Consider the following 26,326-nt stretch of genomic DNA (forward strand, 5'->3'; position numbering starts at 1 on the left):
AACCTACATCGTCAATCGAGTTTTTCCTTTTTAAGCCCTGTTTTTCCTTACGTTTGCAGTTTCGTCATATTAAATGTTAGTTTATATAACCTAAATGTATCATGTTTCCGTTTCCATTTTTATTCAATCTCTGTTGATTTCCGTCATCATGTCATGTTTCTGGCCATTTTAATGATTCTTAAAAGATAGAATCCATTTATTTCTGCAACTTTTATTGACAATGACTTTCATCTCGTATATGATCTCTTTAGGCAAGAACACATTGAATAATCTTAAAAATTTAATATATCCCGTAAAGGGGAGTAGCTGTTAAATAAAGTCGTCAATACGAGAATATGAGGATATTCTCCGGCTTTATTGGCAATTCACATTGTTAGCGAGACCTTTACCAATCAGGTTAGACCTTTATTCCAAAGGCTAATCTGTTTGGTAAAGGTCTTTTTTATATAAATTTGGTTAAAATGGTAGGGTAGATATCTTTTGGTAGATATTTGCATTCAAAAAGGGAGGACAACAGTAATGGATTGGGGATTATTATTAGAGTACGGTTGGGTATTGCTTGTTCTGGTAGCACTAGAGGGACTACTCGCCGCAGATAACGCATTGGTATTGGCAATTATGGTTAAGCACCTTCCTGATGAGGAAAGAAAAAAAGCGCTGTTTTACGGATTAGCGGGGGCCTTCGTGTTCCGATTCGGTTCGCTATTTGTCATCTCCTATCTGGTCGATATCTGGCAAGTACAAGCCATCGGCGCGATTTATTTATTATTTATCGCGGGTAATCATATTTTCCGAAAACTGTTGTTTAAGAAGCCCGTCACAGATGAAGCTGCTGAAAGCGGCACTGACGGTGCGGTCAATAAAAAGAAATCCAGCTTTTGGTTTACTGTTCTGAAGGTAGAAGTCGCTGACATCGCCTTCGCGGTCGATTCCATCCTAGCCGCAGTTGCACTCGCGGTTGCTCTTCCTGCAAGTGGTCTTCCAAAAATCGGAGGCCTCGATGGCGGACAATTCCTCGTCATCTTTGCCGGTGGATTTATCGGTCTGGTCATTATGCGTTTCGCAGCTTCCTTCTTCGTTAAGCTGCTGCATTCCCGTCCAGGACTTGAAATTGCAGCCTTCTTTATCGTAGGTTGGGTGGGTGTTAAGCTCTCAGTCATTACATTGGCGCACCCTTCACTTGGTGTTCTGTCCGAAGATTTCGCTCATAGTACCTGGTGGAAAGCCACCTTCTACGTTGTGCTTGTACTCATCGCTGTAATCGGCTGGTTTATGAGTAGCCACAAGGTTGAAGAGAATGTTGGCGAGAATCCGGTTAGAGAAGTAGACAAACAACTCGGTAAATAATCGTTAAAATACAGCCACAAACAATACCCCGTAAGATGCACCTTCTGAACAGGTGTACGTCTTTCGGGGTATTGTTATTTATCCTCGTTTTTGCTCTCGATATTCCTGCGGCGTACAGCCAACGGTTTTTTTGAAGAATCGAAAAAAATAGTGCTGATCACTAAACCCGAGCTGGCCGGAGATCTCGTGCATTTTTAGAGCAGTTCCAAGCAGCAGCTCCTTACTCAGCTCCACTTTTTTCTCCAGAATATAATCAGAAATCCCCTTCCCTGTCGTTCTTTTATACCAGCGTGACAGATAGGACGGATTAAGTGAGACTTCCTGCGCAATCCGGGTTAAGGACAAATCATCGGCCAGATGGGATTTAATATATTGGTGGATCATGGACAGGATATTCGATTCATCATGTTTATAGGTAGCGCTTCTGTTCGAGATAATCCATTCAAAAAACGTGTGATAAAAAGAGATGACGTCCGACCAGTGTGTATTGATATTAAAATATAACATACGTGATAAATTCATACCGCTATGGGCTTTTTCCGTTAAACCTAACTCTTGTAAAGTCTGCAGCAGGGTGTTACTGATCCCAGACATTAATCTTAATCTCAAAAAAGGATCCTCCGGCCCACCTTCCCCCGAGAGCTCCACCCATTTGCGAAAAGATGTGCCCCAATCGAGATCACCTTCAAGCAGCCGTTGTTTTAAATAGTCGAGCAGTAGTTCTGCTGTTGCATTTCGATTATGCATAGAACCTGGACTTGGGCTCACTTCCTTGGTATTTATCCTCAGCAGCTTTTCCATCCCAAGTCCGGGGCTATCAAAAATGGCTAATCGTAAACGGTTCAAGGCATAGTTCAGCTCATGCCAATGCACTTCCTGATCACTGGCGATAATAGACACAGATAGTTGCAGACATTTGCCACAGGCTTGCTGAACGGATTCCATGGTTCCATGGACGAAACGGAGCGTTTTTAACCAGAGCTCTTCTTCCTTGATTGAGGATACACTTTCACTTTTAGGCTGAACAAAACAAGCTATCGTCCCCGGGTCCAGATCCACAGCCTTAACTTCAACTTTGTCGCTGAGCAGCTCCTCCGCAATATTGGCTACCGCATAACGAATTAAGCTCCGGTCTGAAGCCGTTTCATAATTTCGCCAAGCCTCCATTCGCAGAATAATAGGCAGGACGGGTCCATCCGCTTTGAACGGGAGCTGAATGGCGTCAAATTCAACCTGTAAGCTCTGCCGGTCTATCCGTTCAGTGCGTCTTAGAATATCGTGTAATAATTGCTGCTGTAACTGGGGCAGAGCACGCGGGAGCTTATCGCGAAGCCATTGGCTTTTATAGAAATAATCCTCTTCTGAAGATATTTTCTCCAAAGTCAGCTCCACAGCGGCACGAATTTTATCCATCCCCTCTGTCTTCAATAAATAGTCAACTACACATGGATTTCGGATCGCCTGATGGGCAAAATCGAATTCATTATGTCCTGTCAGCAGAATTACTTTACAACGCGGCCAGCGGTCGACAATTTCCTGAATTAACGCCATCCCATCCATACCTGGCATACAGATGTCACTAAGCACAATATCTATTTTTACGGTATTAAGCCAATCTATGGCATGATCCGCTGAATGAACCTTTATGATCTCCAAATCTTTAAAATCTGCCTTTACAAAAAATTCGTACAGCCCATCCAAAATATTAGGCTCATCATCAACTATCATCATTCGTTGCATCCTGCACGTCCCCTTTAAGCGGTAAATTGACTCTTACACAAAGCCCGCCCAAACAACTTCTCTCTGCCTGCAAGCCATAAGGAGAACCAAATTTGATCCTCAATCTCTGATTTACATTTAATAAACCTGTGATCTCCCCCTGAATGGCATTCTGCTCGGAGAACTGGCGCTGCAAGAGATTTAACTTGTCCTCACTAAGCGAGTCACCGTTATCTTCTATTATAATAGTCAGCGTATGCTCAACTTTTTCATAACTCATTTTTAATAGGCCATTGCTGCTTTTTTGCTTAAGCCCATGTTCGAATACATTTTCAATAATGGGCTGCAGGAGGACCCGTGGGACTTTGATGTCCCGGCAATCCGCTGCAATCTCATCTACTTCAGCTCTAATTCTCGCGCCAAAACGAATCCGTTGTATAGCCAGATAGACCAAAGCATGCTCCTGCTCTTGCTGCAAAGTAACCTCCTGGGCGGAATCCCGGGTCATGTACCGAAAATATTGCCCTAAATAATCAGAGAACTCCTTGATCAGCTCTACATTTTCCACCTCAGCCATCTGTTTTATGCTAAATAGACTGTTGTAGAGAAAATGAGGCGTGATCTGCGATTGTAAATGTTTAAGCTCCGCTTCCCCTGTCCGGATACGCTGCACGTAGTTCTCATCAATTAGTGTATTTAAATGCTTAAGCATCTCATTGAAACGAGAATATAGATACCCAAACTCATCCCTGCGGGAGTGAGTAATAAAGATCCCCGTCTGCCCCTGCTCCGCTTTCTTAAACCCTCTGATAAGAATAGACATCGGTCGATGAATCATCCTGTACGTCCATAAAGAGAACAAGATAATGATCACTATCGAGACAACGAACAACAGCCACAGCAGCAATGAGTACACATGAATCGGCTTCATGAGCACCGTGTTGGGAATATTTGCGGTCAGCCTAAAGTTATTGCTGTGATCGTAGAGCGAATAATAAAAAGAGTCATCATAACGATACCGCTGCACACTTACAGTATCTTCACTATTTAGCGGTTTCTCTACTGGGAATAACCTGGGCTTCTGGTCAGAAGTTGATATCACATAATCGTTATTGCCGAAGGCCAACGTAATATCGCTCCCCCCTGATACAGCAAATTCTTTCAAACGCAACTCAAGCTCAGGCGAGGAAAGCTTCACTCCCAGCAAAAAATTAGGTGAAAGATTGCGATCCAGGTTATAGGGATTACTGCGCAGTAAATACAACTCGTCTTCGTATTTAGATAAAGCGCCCTTCAGATTGCCCATAGTGGCCAGCAGACTTTGCCATTCCTCATTGGTGACATCCCTAACCCCCACCGCAGCGCTAACCCGCTTATTAATTTCCGGTACATAATACACAACATCACTAATATAAGGACTGGTTTCTTTGATTTGTTTTAGCTTGGTGTATATATTGTTCAGATTAGAATCCACTTCGTACCGGCTCATAATTGGAATACGGGTACTGAAGGTAGCCAGCGTTTCATCCTGAGAGTACTCCGTGACTAAGCCCGTTATCCGTTGCAGCTCAAATTCAAGATGGCTATAGTAAAAATGAACCTTCGATTCGTTCGCCCTCTCCACTTCAGCTTGCATTTGGTTGGAGCTATAGTAGGTAATAGATATACTCAGCGCACAGAGTGGAAGCATGACCAATAGGAAAGCTCCGATCAGCTTGATCACAATGGAATCGGGGTTCCACCCGATGGAGAATGATTTCATTGGAATTTTCTCCCTCTTCTATCGAATAATAATAAAGAAGGAGCCATGTTCAGGCTCCTTCTTATATTTAGGTCCAGTCCAGTTTACCCCTTTACACTACCCACGACTAGTCCATGCACAAAATATCTTTGCAGGAACGGATAAATCGCCAGGATCGGAATGATAGACAAGAAGATCTGGGAGGCTTGCGTTGTACGGTCTGAGATTTGATTTAATAACGCAGCTTGTTCAAAAGTAATATTTTCAGTCTGGATCGATACCTGCTGAAGTATGGATTGTAAATAGGTGGCCAGCGGATAATGTTCCGGGCTTCTCATATAAATCATACCATCGAACCATGCATTCCAGTGCCCCACCAAAGCGAACAACGTAATGGTCGCAATACTTGGCATAGATACCGGCAGATACACACTCCATAACGTACGTAAGTGTCCTGCGCCATCCATCCATGCGGCTTCCTCCAATTCTTTTGGCAAACCTCTGAAGAAATTGAGCATAAGCAGAACATTAAAGATCGGCACCGCGCCCGGTATAACAAGCGCCCAGATGCTATCCAGCAGCCCCATTTCTTTTACAATTAAATAGCCAGGAATCAGACCCCCACTGAAGAGCATCGTGAACACAAAAACCCAGGCATACACGGTCCGTGAGCGGAAGGACTTTGCCTCTTTAGACAATGGATAAGCTACTAGAATCGTAAACAACAGGTTAACGGATACGCCAAGCACTACCCGGAGCAGACTAGTTCCGAAGGAGTGAATGAACTGGTTGTTCTGAAGGATATATTTATAGGAAGAAAGTGTGAAATCCACAGGCCAGAAGGTTACGCTACCCGCGTTAACAGCTGCGCTGGAGCTGAAGGAGATCGCCAGAATGTTCACGATCGGAAAAAGACAAAGCACTGCGAGCAAAGTCAGAAATACATAATTGCAGCGGAGAAACCAACGATAAGCAGTTGAAGTATGGTGCATTTAGTCCACTCCTTTCTCTCTAAAAAATCCGATATTTAGCAAAACGATACGCCAGATAATAACCCAGCCCGATAAATACGAAGGAAACTACCGATTTTATCAATCCTAGTGCGGTCGATACAGAGTATTGAGCATCCTGAAGACCAATTCGGTAAATCATCGTGTCCAAAATATCACCTGATTCATACACTAGCGGATTGTACAGGTTGAACACTTGGTCAAATCCCCCGTTCAGGACGTTGCCAAGACTGAGTGTAAGCATCAGGATCATAATCGGGCGAATGCCCGGAAGCGTAATATGCCAGGTCTGCTTCCATCTTCCGGCACCATCGATTACAGCAGCTTCATAAAGGGAGGAGTCAATGCTGGTTAAAGCCGCCAAATAAATGATCGTCCCGAATCCAAACTCCTTCCATTGATCTGTGATCACTAGTACGTATGGGAACCAGCTATTGTCCGCTAGAAATTGAATAGGCTGCATGCCTAGTGCTTTTAAAAGCATGTTGACAATCCCGCTGCTCGGAGACAGTACATCTACGATAATCCCGCCCAAGATAACCCATGAGAAAAAGTGCGGCATATAAATAATCGTCTGAATCGAACGTTTGAAGCCGTTTACACGAACCTCATTAAGCAATAGAGCCGCTATAACTGGCACGGTCAGGCCAGCAATAATTTTCATGACGGAGATAAATACAGTATTCCATACGACCTGACCAAAACCGGGAAGCTCAAACAAATAACGAAAGTTTTCGAGCCCTGTCCAGTTCATATTCTTAAACCCTGAGATCGGGGAAAAATTCTGGAAGGCAATTACAAGGCCAGCCATCGGAATATAACTGAAAATAATGATTACTATTAAGGCAGGTAAAATCATTAAATGGAGCGGAATATTACGTAGAAATTGCTTAGTATTAAAGTGCATATGCTTTCTCCTCCTTGTATCTCAATTATAGAGCAGCCCCAAATTGCCTTAATAGTGTAGCGTATTGACTTTAAGTATCTTTTGTTGACCTGGTTATCGAACCGAATAGCTGCTCAGCCAAAAAAAGAACTGCCCGTTTGTCATTATCATGACTAGGGGCAGTCCTCTTCTGCGTAGTTTTTACTAGTTTGCTTTTACGATATCATTTACTTCTTTCGTTATTTGATCTCCACCGAGCTTTTTCCAGTTGGCTACGAATTTGTCGAATTCATCGATAGGAAGACTTCCGTAAATGATTTTGACAAAGGTCTCTGCACGCAGTTTATCCAAGGTAGCCGCTTTGCTGTTCATCGTTTTGGTTGGGGCATAAATGAACTCATTCATCAACACCAAGTCATTGTCGCGGTAGTGTTTGATAACCGATTGTGAGCTAAGCGGCCCAAAGATCCGTTCCATATGCCATTTATCAAGATCTCCACCGCGGTAGCTTTGAATATCATCATAGAATAATTTAGCTTCAAGGCCCATGTTTGAGGTATCTCCCGATTCAAGGGCTTTTTCCACTTCATCCTGTGCCTTTACATTTTTGTTCGGTGGCAGGTTGGATACAACCGCGTTTTGGAAGCCCAGACCTGTGTCCCCGTTCAAATATTTTGCCCGTTCTGTTTTAGCGGACTCCCCAAACATTTTCTCTGCTTGGAAGTTAAGCAGCTTGATCAATGCCTCCGGATGCTCGTAGCCCTTACGGACCGCGAATACGCCACCAATTGTAAGATGGTTTTGAGTTTTGGCAGGTTGGTCATCAATAGATTGTACTGGATAAGGCACCCAGTTAACATTTTGATCTTTTTTAATCATGTCCTTTACTTGGAAAGGTGCCCATTGCGGCAAAAATAACATACCGGATTTACCAGCATTCACATCCTCCATCGCTTTGGCAAAGTCTTTTACCCCAAACTCTGGATCAATGACTCCTTCTTTATACAATCTTTGCAGCTCCGCAAGTCCAGCCTTTACCTCCGGTTGAATCGTACCATTCACAACCTCGCCATCGGCATTTTTGATCCAAGTTTCCAGGTAAGCATGGTACCCGAGAAGAAACGCATTGATTGGCAAGTCCTTGTTCAACGAAATGCCGTAAGTGTCCTGTTTGCCATTTCCGTCTGGATCTTTAAATGTAAAGTCTTCTGCAATCTTAATAATATCCTGCATGGATGTTGGTTCTGCCAGACCCAGCTTGTCCATCCAGTCTTTTCGAATCCATATCATATCAGAGGAATCCAGCGAACCCGGGAAGCTTACCATCGCCATCAGTTTTCCATCTTTCGTAACCGGCTTTAGTCCTGCTCCGTCTTCTTCAGCGTAATATTCTTTGACAAGATCCGAAGCATATTTATCAAACACCCCGGTCAAATCCTCCAACATGCCAGCTTCATAAAGCTGCTCGAATTGCACCGTGGACACCTTTAACAAATCAGGCAAATCGCCGCTCGCCAAGGTAACGTTCATTTTATCGTTATAGTTGGCATCAGCCACAATCCAGTCATAGGACACTTTAATCCCAAGTTCTTCCTCGTATCCTCTGGTCCAGATGTTATTGGAATGTGTATCGCCCTGCGCCAACGTCTCTTTGCCTGTTTCGTTCATCGTGGAGCGAAGTTTGATCGGCGGATCATATTTGGTTAAAGGACCGCCTTCCATTTCCGTTTGCGCACTAGTGTTTCCCTCTGCGGAACTACTACTGTTTCCACTATTATTGCTGGAGCAACCACTGAAAACTAATGATAAAACAATGGCCGATGCCATTAAAGGCAAGCCTTTAATCTTACTTTTCATCTATTGAACCTCCCTTATTTTCTATATCCTAATTGTAAGAAGAAAGCGTTAACACAGCGAGTGTGAACCGTTTACATTCGGTATCTTTTCTTTACCTATTCATGTTCGCCTAACAAAGCTCCGCTTTAGGGTCACTCTGATTATCATAATACTGTGAGATTGTTAGTGTCTATGTATTGGTAATTAATTACACGAAAAAGAGGCTGATCCTTATGCTACCCCTTAAGAATCTTAGCCATCAAGATTACCTATATAGTGAGCCGTCGGTACATAGTGTAGGAGGTATGGACTGAGGATTGCGTTGAGGATTGCCCTGAGGATAAATTCAACGTTGAATTCAGCATTGAATTACGCGGCATTACGCGGCATTACGCGTTTAATTGTATTTAGTACACTTATAATGCATCAAATCACTCAGCCAAAGGATATAAGTGTATTTCGTACACTTATATGCTTGCTTTTCTCGCCGATAGGTGAATTCTCTAGTTTTTAGTTGCAGAGAATGCAATTAAAGATACACATTCACCTTTTGCATAAGAAATAACTGTATAGAATGCAGTTATTTCGCGGATTCCAGCAAGAATCGGCGCACAAAAAAAATGCTGGGTGGAGACCGAAAACTGCATCTGCCAGATAGAGATGCTTTAGTCAATCCGCCGCGCTGCAAACTAAAAAACCAGGCAGCGCTTCTCCAATCGTCGGAGAATCGCTGCCTGGCTGTCTTTTTAACACTTATTGACCTATGATCTGATCAGTCTTTCCTTGCAGCTCCACTAGCTTCATGATCACCGAAGCCGCCAGCGCTTTTGTTACATTCTGCTGCGGATTAAACTTGCCGTTGTCATCCTTTAAGAGTCCCAATTTCACAACAAGAGCCACCGCCCCCTTATTGTTTATAGCTGAGCTATCACTAAACTGACTTACAGTCACATCTTTATCAAGATAAGCTGTAAGTTTATTGTATTTCAAGAAATTAGCCAGATGAACAGCAAGCTGTTCCCGGGTTAACTTACTCTCTACTTGCAGGCTTTCATCCTTATTGATCCATTTACGATCTGCTGCAAAAATAACAGCGTCATAATATGAATTCTCTGGCTTCACGCCTGCTACAGTTTTCCGTTCATTATTATTATAATAATTGGTGAAATTTGGGCTAGAAGCTTTGGCAAGATAGGTTAACCAATCACCGACAGTTATTTCTTGATCCGGGTTCACTTTGCCATCGGCATCCGGTGTAATCACATGGTGGTTTACCAATTCTGATAATTCTCGCTCTGCTGTATGGCCTTTGATATCCGTTGCAGATAGTTGAGCATCCTGCTGACCGAGATAATCATAGACCGCAATCCATTTTCCAGTGACTGCATCCAAAACCTGATTCAATCCGTTAGATTCATCAAAGGTTGTATCATATACCAGCTTCACCTTCGGTGCGACATAGTTTCTATAAGTATTATATCCGCCAACCTGAGTATACTTCAGCTTAGTCTGATATTTAGGTTTATAACTTTCGAGCGCTTCTTTCTTGGAAATTGTTGCATCAGGCGATAATGTGATTTCATCGATACTGCTTATCCGATTCCCCATATAAGAAGTCAGTCTGCCGTAAAGATCCAAGCTTACCGTAATGGTGCTGCCACTCACAGGAATTCCTTGATGATATCTAATAAACTGATATCCATATCCTGATCCGTCTGAAGTCAAACTCGAATTATCCCCGTATTCTACCAGCTTTAGCTTCTGGCTCGCCTGAGGATATAGACTATTAATTATACTAAGCGCTTTCACCTTCGCTTCAGCCTCACTAAGCTTCTTACCTCCAGCAGGTGCCGGCTCTTCCTTCTTCTTATCCTGAATAGCACCATAAGCTTGAACCTGGTACTGCAATACTTCACCGGTCTTTGCATCGATCTCGGCAGAGGATTGCTCTGGAAAGCCAGCACCAATGTAACGATCATTTCCATTACTGCCCCAGTATAGCTGCCAGATTTTTCGATCTGAATCCTGATAGTCATTTCTCAAGGTTTGCGAGATCAATTTACGGTCTGCTGGAATATAAGCAACCTTCTCTACAAGTTGTGCTGCTTCTTTTGCAGAAAGCTCTGTACTAGAACTTCTTGCCTGAAAAACATCCTTACTCTTCGCTACTTCTGAATACACGACTGAGGTGGATACGGATTCTTTTCCTTCATAATCTATCCGCTTGCCCGTTAATGCATCGATAGGATATAGAGACTGATCTATTGGACGCCAGCCTAGAATCCAGTTGTTAGGTTTTCCGTTCTTATAAATAGGAATGTAAAATAGGCCCACATCAAACTGTTCCGCAAATTGCTTCTGTGCTTGCTCCAAGGTAATCTTGGGCTGTGCAGACGGGTACTCAAGCCCTTGAGAAGACTTAGAGAATTGCGTTACATTTCCGTTACCATCCACAACTATGTTAATGCTGTCCGATCCAGAAGGAATACCATTCTTCAGAATACTGAAGTTATACCCATATTGAACAGGACCGAATAATGATTCCGAAAAATAACTATAACCGACATTCTCATTTAATTGCAGCTCACTGCTCTTAACTGATGAGGCTGCCTTAGCCACAAAAGTCTTGGCGATCTCCAATGCCTGAGTCTGCGATACTTTCGGTGGATAATAGGACTCGTTCTTTTCCTGCGAGAATGAGAGATAGGTATTGATGATATCACCATTAATGGCGTCTACCTCACTGCTAAAACCATATCCCATATTCCCTTCTTGAACCTGCCACTGAATATGCCAGATCATTTGATTTGCTGGTGCTGGGTAGCTTTGGTTAGATCCCAGTTGAACATTGTTTACAGTTGCATCTTTTAGGGATGGGAATAGTTCTTTTAACTTTGCAATGGCTTGCTCCTGCGTGAATTTCACTTTTGTAGGATCAGCCTCAGAGTTCGTAGTCGTAGCTGGAGCCGCTGATTGCGTACTAACCTGCGTTACGGAAGTGTTGCTGCTAACAGATATAGAATCGGCTGCGGCTAAGCCAGGGGGTAAGAGTAACGCGAGTGCAACTGAAGTGATCAATACCGTTTTAGCCGTTTGATGAACAAAAAGAGTACTATTGCTTTTCAAAAGAATTCATCCTCCTCTAACACGTGATTCATATTATTATACAGATATTTTCTTGTATTTTCCATAATTATTTAACGACAGGAAATTACGACATTTTGGTGATGTGAGCTATAATGGTAAACAGTTGCAGCTTTAATTCATCTAGAAAGGGGGTCACCAACATTACTGACTGGAACCTTCAGCCGCTTATTGACGGTATTACTAGCCTAGACATTCGCAGTTGTCTAATCGTTCAACATGGAGAAACCATACTGGAGCATTACCGTGATCCACAAATCGCTGCAGAGCTTGGCAAAATCAACTCGTGCACCAAAAGCGTACTTTCTGCCTTAGTTTGCATAGCCATAGATAAACTAATCATTCCACCTCCAGACACACCTATTTCTTTATTTTTTCCTTCATTAAAAGAAGATCGTGACCCACGTAAAAGAGAGATCACTATCGAACACTTATTAACGATGACCGGAGGCTTTAACTGGACAGAGTTCGGTGGGCAGAATTCTTTTCCGGCCATGACTAAAACCGCGGACTGGATAAAATACGTGCTTGCACAGCCATTAGCTCATACACCAGGAACCGTGATGACCTATAACTCAGGCTCCTCCCAGCTTTTGTCCGCAATCCTGCGTGATTGTTCTGGACAAGCGGTTGCAGAATTTGCCGAAGACCAGCTGTTTCAACCGCTTGGTATTCAAAGCTATCACTGGGAGAGCGATCCGCAAGGCATACATACCGGTGGGTTCGGACTTCATCTGAAGCCAGAGGATATGCTGAAATTCGGCTTACTTTATTTGCAGGAGGGACGCTGGAAGAATCAGCAGATCCTTTTTTCGGATACAATTCAGCAATCCACTCGCCCTTACGTTGAAGCCAATCATCCGCAAAAAGGATTCTACGGCTGGCATTGGTGGGTATCCCAGTTCAATGCAGGTTCAGAGCAGCAGCCGAACGAGATCCCTTATTATTTTGCACTCGGCTTCAAAGGGCAGCATATTATTGTAGTTCCTGCTTACGAGCTGGTTGCCGTTATCACCGCGGATAAGTACAAAAAAGGCTCTCCTGCAAATGTTTTCGGCCGGTTTATTGTACCTGCTCTTCTAGGGCAGTAAGAACCAGGAATCACATGCAGTTCTATGTGTGGATACCACACAATCCATAAAGCAGCCACAGCCATAGACTGATAAAGTCTTGGGCTGTCGCTGTTTGATTTGAACGAAAGATCGTTCTCAATTTTTCATCAATTAGTTTGCTGCAAGCTTAAATGACACCAAATTTCTTTAATGCGTAGGCTATCCCGCCTTCACTTGTTTTTTTTGTAACAAAATCCGCTTTTTGTTTTAACTGTTCCGCACCATTTCCCATCGCAATTCCCAATCCCACATACTCCAACATGTCGATATCATTTCCACCATCACCAAACGCGATAGCTTCTGACCTGCAAATATTCAGATAATTCAGCACTTGTTTAATCGCAATTGATTTAGAAACTTTTGTTTCTTCAAGCACATTCATAACGTATCCGTGAAAACGTTCGAACCGTAATTCAGGAAATCTATCTTGGAATTTTTGCGCTTCATTTTCGTCCGCATACAAGCATATACAGTAAACCTCCTCTGGCAGAGCGCTCATTTTTTCGGGATATTGTGTAAGACTCAAAGTCTCCATTAATGCCTTCATAACGCGCTCATCCTCGGAACCCATTCCGTTCATAGTTATAAGTTCGGTTAAATAGGACATGCCATGTCCGTTTAACTCAGCAAAAGCCGAGACATCCCGCACGGTTTCTGTTGAAAGCATTGATTTATAGATAACGTTATCCTTACATTTGATAAGCGCACCGTTAGCAGAAATAAAGGTATCAATGCCCATAGACTTGAACTCTTCACATAAGTTATGCGGTCTCCCTGTTGCAACTACGACTTTAATTCCTCTCTCTATCAACTTCTCAATTGCTTCTATCGTGCTAAGCGGGATGCTTCTATCAATTTCACTTACTAGAGTACCGTCCACATCAAAAAATACAATCTTATACATATTATGAAATAAGCCTCCCCGTTCGAACGTAACTAGATAGATTATATTTCATGGGATCTAAAACAAGAAGGAAGCCGATCACATGGATCGGCTTCCTTCTTGTTTTCTTATTCAGCTTCGGCACAACAAACTTACGTCGTTAATTTTGCATATACCACAAAAAATAACATCATTTCACCAATGATCAGGTAATTAGGTATAAGGAACAACAAATCTACTGCGAAAAAAACACCAAGTAAACCTAATAATAACGCCAAATGGAATATCCCTAACCGTTGCTGTATACGTCTATATTTATGGAAGACCAGTGAGGTAGAGAAGAAGTAAAGCAGGACCGATCCAAAAATAAAACACACCATAAATATATAATTTAATTGATCTAAAAATAACAGTTGGATCGAAGCTGCAATCATACTCAAGGATACATAAATAAATAAATGTCCATAAATTATGGTTTGCCCGGCAGTCTCTATAGTTTTGTCCACTTTCTTTTCAACATTATCAAAATATTGCCACCACATAGCTATAATTAATAGAAAAGTTAATAATGCAAATACAATAGATTGCCACGTCCAGTGGCTAGACTGTAAAACCGCAAGGATACTGACCACTGATTCCCCAAGCAGAATAAGCGTAAACAACGAGAAGCGTTCTAATAAATGATGAGTATTGATCGGACTTTTCACCAAGTATTTCCGACCGACTAATGGAAGCAAAATGTCTACAGTAATTCCCGCATACAAAACTACATAACGCATCCAAGAGTCAAAGAAAAGTGATAAAGAAGAGATCACTAATCCAATCCAAAATCTGCTTCCCAGATACCGGGCAGTGCCCTTTCTATCATCCTCTTCATTCTTATTTACCGTAAGATATTGAATGGCTGTCATAGCTCTTAAACCAACATAACCTATTAAGAATGGCATATAATATTGATCAAAGTTAACCGATAAGCTCGCCGTCATTATTAATACAAAAAATAATTGTAGAATCAGAAATATCCGATGTGAAAAGATGTCTTGCCCAAACCGATTTACAAAAAGCGATTGCCCTACCCAGGCCCACCAGATCGGAACAAATATCAAGATAAATTTAGATAAGTATTCAAGTGGGATTTTACCCGCCTCTACATGCAATAGGACATGGCTCGCTTTTGAAACTGCTGCTACAAAAAGCAGATCATAAAATAGCTCCAGCCAAGTAACTTTCTTCTCAGCAATGGATGCTGTACTGTGCTCAAATCCCGATGTGCGTTTATTCATCGTCTGACTCCCTTGGTTTGGATGTGTATTTCTAATACAGTTTATCGAATACTTATCCATCTTAACCGAATTGATATACTAATTTGAAGCCCCTTTGCCTAAAATAAAACCAGCAAGCCCCCACATACGGGAGGCTTGCTGGTTTTTTCTGACTAGAGCTTTGTTCTTATTCCCCGGCAATACCGGAGCGTTCCACACTTTCTACGAAATGACGCTGTACGAACAAATACAGAATCAGAATTGGCAGAATGGTTAGAATACACGCCGCCATAACCTGATTCAGTCCAGTTGGGGCCATCCCAATAGAACCCGAAGTCATTTGCGACATCGTCTCCGCTGCCTGATTATTGGAACCATAAAACATCGCTAATCGCTGCGACAGATTATAGAAATCCGGTGTTGTTAAATACGTATTCGGTTCAAAGCTGTCATTCCAGTGCCATACCACAGAGAATAAGAATACGATCAGCATTGCGGGCTTGGCGATAGGAAACATGATTTTCCAGTACGTTCTGAATGCGCCTGCACCGTCGATACGTGCTGCTTCCTCCAACACTTTAGGCATTCCGCGGTAGAACTGAATAAAGATCAGTACGAATAATGCCCCCTTCAACCCGTGCCCAAACATAGAGGGAACCACAAACGGCAAATGTGTATTAATCCACCCCAAGTCACTAAAGAACAAATACAGTGGCACAACAATCGTCTGCGGTGGAACTAGAAAAGTAAACAACAGCAGAACGAAACACACTGCGTAGCCTGGAAAACGGTATCTGGCAAAGCCATAACCGATTAAGGAACAGCTTAAGATTTGCAGAACCGCACTCCCGAAGGAAATAATCGTACTATTTGCGAACCCGGCCCAGAATTTTAGCGAATCCCATGCCAGAAAATAGTTGCCAAAACTTATCTTTTTCGGAAGCCATTGCACTGTGGCATCGGCCACGTCTGTTACTTGCATCATGGATTTGGATACCATGTATAACAAGGGATATAGGAATACGAACGTTAAGCTGAGAATAACCAAGTAATAAAAAGCGATATTCAGCACCTGAAGCGAACGTTTCACGACCCTGTCCAGCTTGCCGCTTGCTTTTAGACGAGTTGTCAGATGTTCCATGTTCGTTGTCCGAACCTGCTTTACGGATTCCTTCAACATCTTCTACTTCCTCCCTTCGGTGGCACCGAGCGACTTGCTGAATAACAGGAAGACCAAACCCAGAACCAAGAAAATAAACACAAAATAAATCCAACCCATCGCTGAGCCATATCCAAAATCATTATTCTTAAAGACGACATTCAAAATATGACTCATGATTTGATTATCTGCCTTCGTGAATGAGCTGACGATACTAAACAATGTGTTTACGAGCATCATCGGCATAATCATCGGGAAGGTGATTTTCCAAAAGCTTTCCCACGCGGTTGCTCCATCACATTTGGCCGCTTCATACAGTGAAACAGAAATCGTCTGTAACCCCGCTAGAAAAATCAAAATTTGCACGCCAGAATCCCACATCACCAGCGTTAAAGATTCTGCATATTTCAGCAACGACTTCAAAATGTCGCCGGGGATAAAGTTATGGAGCTTATCATATAAATCCTGATTATAAAAAATCGGTAAATTTGCGGCACCCTGATCCATCAATTTGCCCAGGATCGCCCCTGAAGCAATGATGACCGGCAAAAAGAACACGCCACGAAAAAAGGTTTTTCCTACGAGTCCTCGATTTAGCAGAATCGCACAAAAGAGCGAAAAGATAAGAATTAACGGAACCTGAGTCACCGTCGACACCATCGTCGATTTGAGCAGAGGCAAGAAATTAACATCTGTAGTAAAAGCGGCGCGATAATGCTCCATCCCAACAAAAGTGGCCAGTAAGCCGCTTTTGCTCACTTGGAGATCCTGAAAGGAATAATACAAGGAACGGCCCAGCGGAACAGCCATAAACACCAGAAATCCGACCAGCCACAGGCCGATGAAGGAATATCCTTCAACGAAATAACGCGCTCGCATCGATAGCTTTGATTTTTTCACTTCATCATCCTCCTGTTACCGCATAGCTGAATGCCTCGACGGTCTGACCAGACACGTCAACAGACTGCTCATTATAGTTGACTATAATGCTCACACCGTTTGCATAAGTCGTCCGAAAGACCTTACTTTGCAGCTGCTCATGATTCGTCATTTGCTGGTTACTAATGCTGTCATAGATCTCTTTCAATGCGAGATAATTCTGTACAGAAGGTGCCAGCCAGTTCTCAAGACTAGAACTGAACAGCCGGTCTGCCATGGTTCTCTGAAGATCGCTAGTCGGAGCATAAGTTAATTCATAACTTGGAAGGGCTCCATATTCCAGCGCCCGTAAGGTTTGGTTACGGGAATCATCGTACAGATTAACCGGGCTTGCTGTATAAGGCACTAAGCCGTGTAACACTAGTTGATAGAAAGGAATCGCCCGATCTGTATAGACAAATTGACTGGAGTCGAGCGGCACTTGATCAATCCGGTTCACATGTCCTAATGTATAGGCAAAACCATAATCTACTGCCGTGTTAAGCTCACCCTTACGGAAGTTATCCAATGCATTAACATAAGTATCTTCTGTAAGCTGGCGGTCCGTATTGGATTTATTATCCTCATCGGAGTATAGCAAGCTTCCAAAGTGTTCAAACTGTACACCCTTCACACCCAAATCCTGGAACTTGCTCAGCTCAGCATTACTGCGTTTTGCGATAACACTAGGTTTCATTAAATAGAAATAATCATCCGTATTCCACCGGGTAGAGAGATAATAAACGTACTGCTTCAAGACTTCACGATTAATGCCGCGCACAGCATCTCTGCTTGCCTTCACGCTGTTGCTATCTTGGTAAGGTTTCACGTAGTTAGCTTTCAAATAAAGATTTACGCCCTTGCCTGCGGCATATTCCTGAAGCTCTTTAAGTCCCTTTTTACCTCCCAGCTTCTTTTCAACCGGAAATTGTTCTGGCTGGTTTCCGTATAAACCATTTTTGGACCATCCCTCGATCGTAATCTCTAGCTGAGTAACACCCTCTGCCTGATATTGATCAATCATGTCCTTGATTTGTTTAAACGTAGCTGCTTCTATAAAAGTTGAACCGATGACTTCATCACGAGAAATCCCACCGAGCACTTGAAGATACAATGGCGTGTTCTCAAGAACTACTTCCTTGACCTTTTTCTCTTCCATTAAATAATTACGGTATTCCTTCGCCATCCCAACGTAGTTAGCTTCCTCGCCTTGGAGCAGAACATAACGTACGCTACGATCGGTTTTGATCATCTCACCCTGATAATAAGGAATTTGGCCGGAATTGCCGACAAAAATAACATCATCCTTGCGCAGGGTAAATTCACTTGATGCTCTATAAAGCGAAATAGCGCGAATGCCTGATGGAACACCGTTTATTTTAGCGTCGGTATCTCCCTTAGTAACAATTGCTAAATATCCGGTGTCTCCCTGATAGATCCCAAACACTGGCAAAGCGATGGCTTTTTTAAGAGGTGCCGCCTTTTGCCAAGAGTTATCCGTAATTTCATGATTTTGTTTCACGAAGGTTTCGTCCCCGCCGTAAATGTACTCAGAATAACCTTTCAAATAAACGGGATGTTCTTTACGAAACTCCAGCAATGCCCCTGAACCATCTGGAAGCATCATTGCCCCCTCTGCATCTTCTCTAGCCGCATGAAAAAATGGCAGAACCTCCAGACTCGTGAATTTCGCATTCCCCTCTTCCTTCAAATACTCCTGTGGAATGGAAGCCTCAAATCCATTAGCCGTCAGTCTGTACTCCAGAGCAAAAGAAAGCTTCAGGCTAATAAAAGCAAACTCCGCGCGGACGACATCTTGCTCAATCGTTACGGTAACCGTGGAGTCCTCATCTTTAAGTGGGTAGACCTGTGTAATGTCAGCCCCCTGTGTGTATCTTGCATAAATCGGTGCGGTCGTGTATTTCTTAATATTTGGCATGGCTGTTCGCTCCAGCTGTGGAGATCCAAGCCACTCCTTGTTTGTGATTTTGTCTGTGATGCGAAGATTTCCCGATTTCTCATCTACATACAAAATATAGCGTTCGTTCTCCAGTGCTTTTGTTCCAGGCGTGACCGGCTGCAGCTCAACCTTCTGAACAGGTGCTGCTACGACGGCTGGAGTCTGCTCTTCTGCAGGAACCGCAGTCTCCTTTTCTTTCACAGCAGTGGCCTGCCCTTCAACTGGTTCAGTCACCACCGATGTTTGCTCTTGCCCAACCTCTTTGCTTTCTTCAGTCTGAACAGACTGCGCAGCGGTGGACGGATCGGCGGAACTGTGTAGGGGTTGAACATTTATCACTGCGAACAGCATCATCACAACAATACAGAGAATGCCCCGCACTTTAACTTTTTTTCTCATCGTGTTACCTTTCCCTCCTTACGCGCGCAATCTCAATTCTTTGAGCAGATCGACAATAAATGAAACAAATTGATTGGAAATACCAAACAGCAAAATACCTACGAACCAGATAATGGCGATCCCTATTACACTGATTATGGTGATAAAAATAACCTTGCGAATCTCAAAATCATGCAGGATCTTCACCTTCATTAAAATCAACCAAGCCACCCAAAGAATCACAAACTTGTGCAGCAGATTGAAGGTTGAAGCCTCATCCAGCGAAAGGACCAACGTTAACAGTGTGACTGGAAGGATAAAGAGCATGTATGGAACAAGGGCAAAGGCACTGCCCACAAAAATCTCTTTGAATTTCCCCTCACCATCCATAATCGTACTGACACCCCAGTTCGAGACACACCAGGTCAACCAAGGAACGATAAGCCAAATAAACTCATGAAACATGGAGATTTCATGCGGCTCTCTTGTTTGAAAAGCATACCCTGTAATCAGAATCGAGATCATTCGTGCCACAAAGGTCAGTAGAACGATGGCAATCCCCTGTATCCAGCGGATACGTTGCTTTCCTTGAATATCGTTATAGAACTGATAAGGATGAACTACAACCTGATGAATCATTCGCAAAGTGTTCATCCAATCTCCCCCTTTGCCGGATCCAATACTGCCTTGTTTCCTCTATACAGCCAGGTATGGAATCTCCGGTATAATCTCGGCACACTCCAGAGCAGTACTAAGAACAGTCCAATTCCGCCGGCGAAGAAATAAGTAAAGTGCTCTCGGATAAACAATTTACGATATTCGCGGAAAGCAGATGAATAGTCAGCTTTGGAATTTGAAAGCTTGAAGTAGCTCATAGATTCCTTATATTGCTCTGCTTTATATAGCGCTTTGCCGATAGCTTGATAAGCCATATCATAATTGGCGTTCAATCGCAGCACCTCTTGCCATAAGGATTGCGCTTCGTCATAGCTGCCATCTACATAGAGCAAAGACGCCTGATGAACCAAATCCGCAAAGGGCGTGGTCCGGAAGCGATCGATTCTGCCCCGTCCTTTATCCACTACATAGATCAGGCCATCAGCGGTTTGATCTACGGCGGAAGGAGTCACGAAGAGTCCATTCTGATCCCCAATCCCGCCAAAGCTGAATAACAAATTCCCCAGCTTGTCATATTGGAAGACTTTACTGGACTGCAAATCCAGCGCAGTTATAAATCCGTTCTTATCAATACTGATCCCCATAAAGGAAGCCATACTGAATGGACCCTCAGAGTAATAATCACCGTACCAGCGTTTACCAATGTTCAGCGTATCTACGCCTACCGGAGATAACCGTTTGATCTGGTTGTACTCTTCGCCCAAGGTTGTGCTGTAGATAAACCCTTCTTCATCCAGATCCACGTTCGAGAACTCAGAAGGTTTAACGGTCGCCAGCTGGTTCTGCTGCTCTTTAGTAGCCACCAGCTTAATTAAGAGACGTGTCCATGAGAAACCTACATGGTTCGCCCCATAGAACCCCTTGAACTTACCGCCCGAGTCAATTTGCAGCAACCCCTGCGTGTTACCATCGCTCACCACATACATATAATCACGCTTATCTACGACTAATTTAGAAGGAGAATAAGAGAAATTAGCACCCAGTAATGGGCTGTCCGGTTTTAGAAACTCTTTTACGAACTTGCCATTTTTATCAAAAATAGCAATACGCGCGTTTTTTGTATCTGCTACATATACCGTTCCATCCTCTTTCACGAATACACCCTTCGGCTCTTGCAGCTTGCCGCTGCCTTCCGTATCGCCGATCAGATTTAGCAGACGACCGTCCTTATCCATATGAACAATACGGCTATTGCCCGTGTCTACTACGTAGAGTGAATCGTCATCACTAATAAAGAGAGATTCCGGATTTTTGAAGGACCCCGTATCTGTTCCTGTTGGATCGATAGAAGAATCGTAGAGATAACCATTAATCGAGCGGACCTCATTGCCGGACTGATTCCACGTATACCCCTCATATGGGGCTTCACCAGCTAGCGCCTGCCCTGGAAGCAGCAGCACTGGCAGTGTCAGCGTCACCAGTAGCCCTGTTAGCAGCATTTTTTTCATATTACGTCCTATCATCATGACTCCCCCTATTCCTTCAGCCCCGAATGGGCCATTGTCTGAAGCACCATCCGCTGCGTTAATATAAAGACAAGAATAGTCGGGAGAATCATCAAGAAGCTTGCTGCTGCCAAAGTGCCTACCCTAGCAACGACTCCGGCTCCACCACTGATAGTTTGGATGGCGAGCGGCAATGTCTTCATTTCCTGAACAGTCGTATAGACCATTGAAGGATACGGATCATTCCAAGCAGAAATGAAGCTAAATAAAGCAAAAGTCGAAATCGCCGGCTTAAGCATTGGCATCACAACCACCCAGAATACCTTCCATTCGGAAGCACCGTCTATACGGGCTGCCTCTAATAAAGCGTCTGGAAGCTGCCGCAGGAACTGGGTCATAAGGAACATTCCCATGGGTGCAGCCAGATAAGGTAAGATCATTGCAAAATACGAATTCATTAATCCGCTGCGGCTAATCAGCAAATATTGCGGAATTTGCAATACTAAGGGTGAGAACATCAGCGCCGCCACAATCATACTAAAGATAGCGCTTTTAAATGGCATATTGTGCTTGGCAAGCGGATAAGCCGCCATTGCTGAAATTAAGACACCCCCGACCACAATCCCTGATGTAACGACCACGCTATTGAAAATAAACCGTGAGAACGGCACCGCCGAGGTTCCGGTAATTAACAGCAAATCACGAAAGTTCACCAACGTCGGATTCACTACGAAAAACCGTGGTGGGAACAGGAATAGTTCGCTTGTTGGTTTTAAAGCAGTCACTGCCATATAGACAAGTGGCAGCAGCATAATTAGGCCAAACACCGTTAAGAACAGATACAAAAAGATGCCTCCATAGTCAATACGCCGTAAATTTATTTTGTGCATCCTAATCCCTCCCCAGCACTTTGAAGATGAGACGGTTGAGCCCAAGCATCAAAGCGAACAGTAATACAGCAATCGCTGACGCATATCCCATCTCAAAGCGGATAAATGCGTAGTCGAACAGATGCGCCATAATCGTATGGCCTGCATAAAGGGGACTCGGAAATCCAACAAGCCGCATACTGACGTCAAATACGGTAAGCGAACCGACCACCTGCATCACCGCACCGAATAACAGCTGCGGTTTGACGCATGGAATCGTAATGTACCAAAGCTCCTGCCAGCGGTACTTGACCCCATCAATTGAGCCAGCTTCATATAAATCTGTCGGTACATTTTGAAGTCCGGCCAGAAAAGCAAGGAAACCTACCCCCATACTCATCCATAAGGAAACTATGATGATCACCGGTACGATCGAATCCACATTTTGCAGAAATAAATAAGGTTCATTGATAATCCCCAGCTGAATGAGCCAGTGATTAAGCAACCCCTTGCGGTCGCCGGCGAACAAATACAACCAAACCACGGACATCGCTACTGCACTTGTAATCGATGGCACATAGTAGCATAAGGTATAGAAAAAACGGAACTTCTGCGGAATCTGGCTAATCAGCCAGGCCAGCAAGAAGGCCATAATATAACCTATCGGACCTGTAATAATGGCAAATTTCAGCGTAATCCCAACAGCTTTAAGAAAGATATCATCGTCTACAAACAACAGCTTATAGTTAGAGAAGCCAATGAATCTCGGTGTCTCAATAATGTTGTAATAGCTGAAGCTTAGAACGACGGACATGATAATAGGAACAATAGTAAAAACGGTGAACAGAATCAGGAAAGGGGCCAAGAAATAATAGGAAACTTTATTTTTCTTGATATCTAACCAAAGCTGAGTCCATTTCCCGGGAGTTTTCGTCGGCTGCATCTGTACGGCTTCGTTCTGTGCCGGTGTAATTATTTCACTACTCATTTCTGACCTCCTTCCTCTTTGGCGCTTGAAGTCTGGGAAGTTTCAATTCCGAACTCTTCGCGTTTCTTACTAAGCTCTTTATTGATTTCACGCACACCTTGCTCCATCGCCTCCCGCGGGAATTTACCGTTGAGCACAATTTCATTCCAGATGTTGGCGATATGCCGGGTCGTGTAATATCCTCCAAGCACCACTTCGCGCTCTTTAAACCACTCCCACTGTTCCATAATGGCGTCGATATCATCTTGCTGCCACGGCAGACGTTTGAGTGCTTCAACATTGGCTGTATTCCAACGAGCTTCAACACCCAGCAAAGACTCAAGCTCTGAGCCGAAGTTCTCCTGTGCATCCGCACTGGTCCACCATTTCAGGAACTCCCAAGATTCTTCTTTCATATCCGTATCCTTAAAAATAATTCCTGTCTGTGCAAGCCCGCCTGTAGAACGGTTAATCTGTCCATCTGCTTGTTCAATACCCGGCATTGGTTTCATGCCCCACCAGCCTGTCAATTCAGGTGCGGCTGTAGATAACAGAATGTATGTGGAATAATCAGCAACGCCGATTGGCATCTCTCCAGAACGGAAACGGTTATAGAAATCCGCTTGTTTCTGCAGCTTGTAGTTCGTAAAGAGTCCCGTCCACATTTTCATAGCTGTCAGTGCTTCTGGTGAATCCAGATCAGACAACATCCCATTATTCTTATAGAAATCCCCGCCATACTGGAATAAGAACGGCGCAAACTCATTAATTGCTAGACTTGGATTGTTCGGGGCATGTGGATAATAGAAGTCCATCCCGTTTTGTTGCAGCACAGGAATCAGTTCCATAACCTCTTGCCACGTATCCGGAATATCCTTCTCGCTAATGCCCAGCTGTGCCATAATATCTTTCCGGTAAAAGAGCATCGTGAAGTTCTGATTCTCAGGTAAGGCAAAATCTCCGTTATCATACTTATAAGGAATCAGTGCACCCGCTCTGAAACGTTCAGCAACCTCTTGATAATCTGAGAATTCATTCAGATTCACGAGTGAATTCCGCACCGCGAAGTCAATCGGCACTTCACCCTCAACCCCCAGTGCCACATCGGGAGCAAGTCCGGCAGTATTGGCTAATAACAGAATCTGCTTCTGATCCGCTGCAAGCGTAGGAATAATATTGACGTTCACCTTGATGCCCGTGTTTGGTGTAAAGTCCTCATCCACCATTTGCTTAATGATCTCCGCCCAATCACGTCCACGAGAGATCCAGACATCCAGCACCTTTTCATTTTTGTACGTATTTCCTATGCCGCTGTAATCCTTTGTAAAAGAACTAAAGAAGTCATACGTCATCGTCCCTACACGGGTATACCAAGGAGCCGCGTCTTTAGGCCATGGCTGATCTTCCGACTTCACTTCAATATAGTCCATTACAATACTCTGCTTCATTAATCCGTTGACCCATAAGCCCAGCGATGACTGCAGATCCGTAAATTGCTGAAGACGACCTGGAATACTTGAGGTATCCTTCGCCATTTCCAGGAACCGGTCACGTGCTTCATAAAGCGTACTCAGCTCAGAGCTTCCATCAGCAACGCCAAAAGCATACATATCCTGCACGGCATCATCCAACGTCCGCGCCATCAAATGTAAACGTGGCACAAGATTAGGAATGTTCTGCTCCAGCTGCCAATCCCCGTTTGGATCGGGGTTCGTTCCCGTTACCTGCGTGATTTCACGTCCCAAAAGAGACATTTTATGTGTAGTGTTCAGCACAGCTTCAATCATTCCGCCTACACCCGATACTTGAACCTCCATCCGCAACGTATGCTTGCCTTGTTCGAGATAAAAGAAGTATTCTCCGTCCTCATTCCCCAGCTTGTTTACTTGCCATTCCGCTTTGTAAGGGAATTTCAAGGCATTCAGCTCTTGGAACGGTACCTCGCCATCAATCATAATCCGGCGTTCCACCGGTATCCCGTTTAGGAACCACTGGCCGTAACGAATTGCGATATTGTAGAGCCCTGACTCAGGAATCTCGAAATCCCATTCCGCCCATTGTCCACCCGTACGCCACCCGACACCCCCAAAACTATTAAGCACAATAGCATCTTTGTTAAAAGGTTCGGTGAGTGGCTCCCGGTCCTCGATCCGCTTCAGCGTTGGATCTGAACGAAGGGAGGATTCTTCTGCCTGAATTTTAATCACTTGATTCTGAACAGGCTTGTAACCCTTATTCTCATACTCCTGCTTCACTTCCGCATAAGTCGGGAGCGGTTCTGGAGAAAATATTCTCAGTTCACTAAGTGCAGCCGGTTCCCGGATGGCTTCCAGCTTCACCGTATGCTCCCCTTTGGTCAGATAAAAGCGAAAGGGATCCGCAGTTCTGGCCTCGGCATCTCGAAACTCCCGATATTGCCAGCCTGTTACCTCTTCCCGCTTGGGATTAAATTCATTCCCTTGATTGTCCAGCCATGGCTCTGCACTTTCCTTCCACATCCGCTGGAATTCCATTTTTTTTACTTGAGAGAATAAATACTCCCCATCAATCTTTACGCTTCGAATGATCGAGGATCGTTTACCAGGAAGGGCATAATACTCCATCCCCATCTGATACAACCCATCTGCCGGAACCGTAAATTTATATTCCACCCAGCTATCCTCTGCTTTAAGCGCTAGTACCTTGCCGGGTTTTCCACCAAGATCCGTCATTACCTCTGTACCTTCAGAACTAATGGCCTTATAATCCCCCGAAGGAATAGCAAGCGTAAAATCCGATGAGTCCTTTGCTCCATCCTGCTGTTTTTCCTCGTAATAGCTTAAGTAAGAGGCTTCGAGTTTTGAATTCACACTATCGCTTTCTAAAATAGAGCTTTCATCAACATCCGCATAAACGGGGATGCCATCCATCGCTGAATTATCAAACCCTCGTGATTGATTCCACCACACTAGGGAGACTCCTAAAAGTACCAGTAACAACAAACTAATCTTATATTTTCGCAGTATGCGTAAC

At 43.8% G+C, this 26,326-nt stretch carries 18 protein-coding genes; 2 read left to right on the forward strand and 16 right to left on the reverse strand.

Annotated elements, in window-relative coordinates; genetic code table 11:
- Window positions 1-519: 519 nt before the first annotated feature.
- Complete coding sequence (locus NSQ50_RS25325; protein ID WP_036679597.1) at window positions 520-1,347, forward strand: TerC family protein; 828 nt, start codon at window positions 520-522, stop codon at window positions 1,345-1,347.
- A 78-nt stretch (window positions 1,348-1,425) separates the two neighbouring features.
- Here NSQ50_RS25325 and NSQ50_RS25330 read toward each other — a convergent pair whose 3' ends face one another.
- The 6 genes from NSQ50_RS25330 to NSQ50_RS25355 all read right to left on the reverse strand — a co-directional run bounded on the left by NSQ50_RS25330 (window position 1,426) and on the right by NSQ50_RS25355 (window position 11,665).
- Window positions 1,426-3,087 carry a response regulator transcription factor gene (locus NSQ50_RS25330; protein WP_076099476.1) on the reverse strand — a complete coding sequence of 554 codons (1,662 nt, stop codon included), beginning with the start codon at window positions 3,085-3,087 and terminating at the stop codon, window positions 1,426-1,428.
- The gene (locus NSQ50_RS25335) at window positions 3,065-4,828 is read right to left on the reverse strand and encodes a sensor histidine kinase (RefSeq protein WP_036679602.1); all 1,764 of its coding nucleotides are present in this window, start codon (window positions 4,826-4,828) and stop codon (window positions 3,065-3,067) included. Before NSQ50_RS25335 ends, NSQ50_RS25330 begins: the two co-directional genes overlap by 23 nt.
- A gap of 83 nt (window positions 4,829-4,911) precedes the next feature.
- Entirely contained in the window at window positions 4,912-5,799 is an 888-nt protein-coding gene (locus NSQ50_RS25340) for a carbohydrate ABC transporter permease (protein WP_076099478.1), read from the reverse strand.
- Window positions 5,800-5,818: 19 nt separating this feature from the next.
- Window positions 5,819-6,724 carry an ABC transporter permease gene (locus NSQ50_RS25345; protein WP_036679607.1) on the reverse strand — a complete coding sequence of 302 codons (906 nt, stop codon included), beginning with the start codon at window positions 6,722-6,724 and terminating at the stop codon, window positions 5,819-5,821.
- A 183-nt stretch (window positions 6,725-6,907) separates the two neighbouring features.
- On the reverse strand, window positions 6,908-8,560 hold the full coding sequence (locus NSQ50_RS25350) for an extracellular solute-binding protein (RefSeq protein WP_076179392.1): 1,653 nt from the start codon (window positions 8,558-8,560) through the stop codon (window positions 6,908-6,910).
- Window positions 8,561-9,292: 732 nt separating this feature from the next.
- Window positions 9,293-11,665 (reverse strand): YcdB/YcdC domain-containing protein, encoded by a 2,373-nt coding sequence (locus NSQ50_RS25355; protein ID WP_036679615.1) that lies wholly within the window; start codon window positions 11,663-11,665, stop codon window positions 9,293-9,295.
- A 113-nt stretch (window positions 11,666-11,778) separates the two neighbouring features.
- On the opposite strand from NSQ50_RS25355, the gene NSQ50_RS25360 reads away from it, so the two are divergent.
- Window positions 11,779-12,774, forward strand: coding sequence for a serine hydrolase domain-containing protein (locus NSQ50_RS25360; protein ID WP_081383658.1), 996 nt, complete (start codon window positions 11,779-11,781; stop codon window positions 12,772-12,774).
- A 148-nt stretch (window positions 12,775-12,922) separates the two neighbouring features.
- Here NSQ50_RS25360 and NSQ50_RS25365 read toward each other — a convergent pair whose 3' ends face one another.
- The 10 genes from NSQ50_RS25365 to NSQ50_RS25410 form a co-directional block, all read right to left on the reverse strand.
- A complete protein-coding gene (locus tag NSQ50_RS25365; protein ID WP_036679618.1) occupies window positions 12,923-13,699 on the reverse strand; it encodes a Cof-type HAD-IIB family hydrolase in 777 nt (258 codons plus the stop codon).
- A gap of 131 nt (window positions 13,700-13,830) precedes the next feature.
- Window positions 13,831-14,919, reverse strand: coding sequence for a low temperature requirement protein A (locus NSQ50_RS25370; protein WP_036679744.1), 1,089 nt, complete (start codon window positions 14,917-14,919; stop codon window positions 13,831-13,833).
- A 208-nt stretch (window positions 14,920-15,127) separates the two neighbouring features.
- Entirely contained in the window at window positions 15,128-16,120 is a 993-nt protein-coding gene (locus NSQ50_RS25375; RefSeq protein ID WP_081382488.1) for a carbohydrate ABC transporter permease, read from the reverse strand.
- A 3-nt stretch (window positions 16,121-16,123) separates the two neighbouring features.
- Window positions 16,124-16,999: a carbohydrate ABC transporter permease gene (locus NSQ50_RS25380; RefSeq protein WP_052097289.1), complete on the reverse strand. Its 876-nt coding sequence runs from the start codon at window positions 16,997-16,999 to the stop codon at window positions 16,124-16,126.
- A 4-nt stretch (window positions 17,000-17,003) separates the two neighbouring features.
- On the reverse strand, window positions 17,004-19,376 hold the full coding sequence (locus NSQ50_RS25385; protein WP_076223459.1) for a DUF5696 domain-containing protein: 2,373 nt from the start codon (window positions 19,374-19,376) through the stop codon (window positions 17,004-17,006).
- Between the two features lie 18 nt (window positions 19,377-19,394).
- Complete coding sequence (locus NSQ50_RS25390; RefSeq protein ID WP_036679624.1) at window positions 19,395-20,009, reverse strand: YIP1 family protein; 615 nt, start codon at window positions 20,007-20,009, stop codon at window positions 19,395-19,397.
- On the reverse strand, window positions 20,006-21,499 hold the full coding sequence (locus tag NSQ50_RS25395) for an NHL repeat-containing protein (RefSeq protein WP_143761269.1): 1,494 nt from the start codon (window positions 21,497-21,499) through the stop codon (window positions 20,006-20,008). Before NSQ50_RS25395 ends, NSQ50_RS25390 begins: the two co-directional genes overlap by 4 nt.
- Before the next feature lie 8 nt (window positions 21,500-21,507).
- On the reverse strand, window positions 21,508-22,368 hold the full coding sequence (locus NSQ50_RS25400) for a carbohydrate ABC transporter permease (RefSeq protein WP_036679629.1): 861 nt from the start codon (window positions 22,366-22,368) through the stop codon (window positions 21,508-21,510).
- A 1-nt stretch (window position 22,369) separates the two neighbouring features.
- Complete coding sequence (locus NSQ50_RS25405) at window positions 22,370-23,335, reverse strand: carbohydrate ABC transporter permease (RefSeq protein WP_052097291.1); 966 nt, start codon at window positions 23,333-23,335, stop codon at window positions 22,370-22,372.
- Complete coding sequence (locus NSQ50_RS25410; RefSeq protein WP_076103671.1) at window positions 23,332-26,262, reverse strand: extracellular solute-binding protein; 2,931 nt, start codon at window positions 26,260-26,262, stop codon at window positions 23,332-23,334. Before NSQ50_RS25410 ends, NSQ50_RS25405 begins: the two co-directional genes overlap by 4 nt.
- Window positions 26,263-26,326: the final 64 nt, after the last annotated feature.

This window comes from Paenibacillus sp. FSL R10-2788 (assembly GCF_038003885.1).
Classification (GTDB): domain Bacteria; phylum Bacillota; class Bacilli; order Paenibacillales; family Paenibacillaceae; genus Paenibacillus_AQ; species Paenibacillus_AQ odorifer.

Bases quoted from the DNA above. Each gene is read 5' to 3' on its own strand.
- NSQ50_RS25385 (WP_076223459.1), bottom strand. From the start codon at position 19,376: ATGAGAAAAAAAGTTAAAGTGCGGGGCATTCTCTGTATTGTTGTGATG.
- NSQ50_RS25325 (WP_036679597.1), top strand. From the start codon at position 520: ATGGATTGGGGATTATTATTAGAGTACGGTTGGGTATTGCTTGTTCTG.
- NSQ50_RS25400 (WP_036679629.1), bottom strand. From the start codon at position 22,368: ATGCACAAAATAAATTTACGGCGTATTGACTATGGAGGCATCTTTTTG.
- NSQ50_RS25330 (WP_076099476.1), bottom strand. From the start codon at position 3,087: ATGCAACGAATGATGATAGTTGATGATGAGCCTAATATTTTGGATGGG.
- NSQ50_RS25340 (WP_076099478.1), bottom strand. From the start codon at position 5,799: ATGCACCATACTTCAACTGCTTATCGTTGGTTTCTCCGCTGCAATTAT.
- NSQ50_RS25365 (WP_036679618.1), bottom strand. From the start codon at position 13,699: ATGTATAAGATTGTATTTTTTGATGTGGACGGTACTCTAGTAAGTGAA.
- NSQ50_RS25390 (WP_036679624.1), bottom strand. From the start codon at position 20,009: ATGAACACTTTGCGAATGATTCATCAGGTTGTAGTTCATCCTTATCAG.
- NSQ50_RS25350 (WP_076179392.1), bottom strand. From the start codon at position 8,560: ATGAAAAGTAAGATTAAAGGCTTGCCTTTAATGGCATCGGCCATTGTT.
- NSQ50_RS25360 (WP_081383658.1), top strand. From the start codon at position 11,779: ATGGTAAACAGTTGCAGCTTTAATTCATCTAGAAAGGGGGTCACCAAC.
- NSQ50_RS25405 (WP_052097291.1), bottom strand. From the start codon at position 23,335: ATGAGTAGTGAAATAATTACACCGGCACAGAACGAAGCCGTACAGATG.
- NSQ50_RS25345 (WP_036679607.1), bottom strand. From the start codon at position 6,724: ATGCACTTTAATACTAAGCAATTTCTACGTAATATTCCGCTCCATTTA.
- NSQ50_RS25395 (WP_143761269.1), bottom strand. From the start codon at position 21,499: ATGATGATAGGACGTAATATGAAAAAAATGCTGCTAACAGGGCTACTG.
- NSQ50_RS25335 (WP_036679602.1), bottom strand. From the start codon at position 4,828: ATGAAATCATTCTCCATCGGGTGGAACCCCGATTCCATTGTGATCAAG.
- NSQ50_RS25375 (WP_081382488.1), bottom strand. From the start codon at position 16,120: ATGTTGAAGGAATCCGTAAAGCAGGTTCGGACAACGAACATGGAACAT.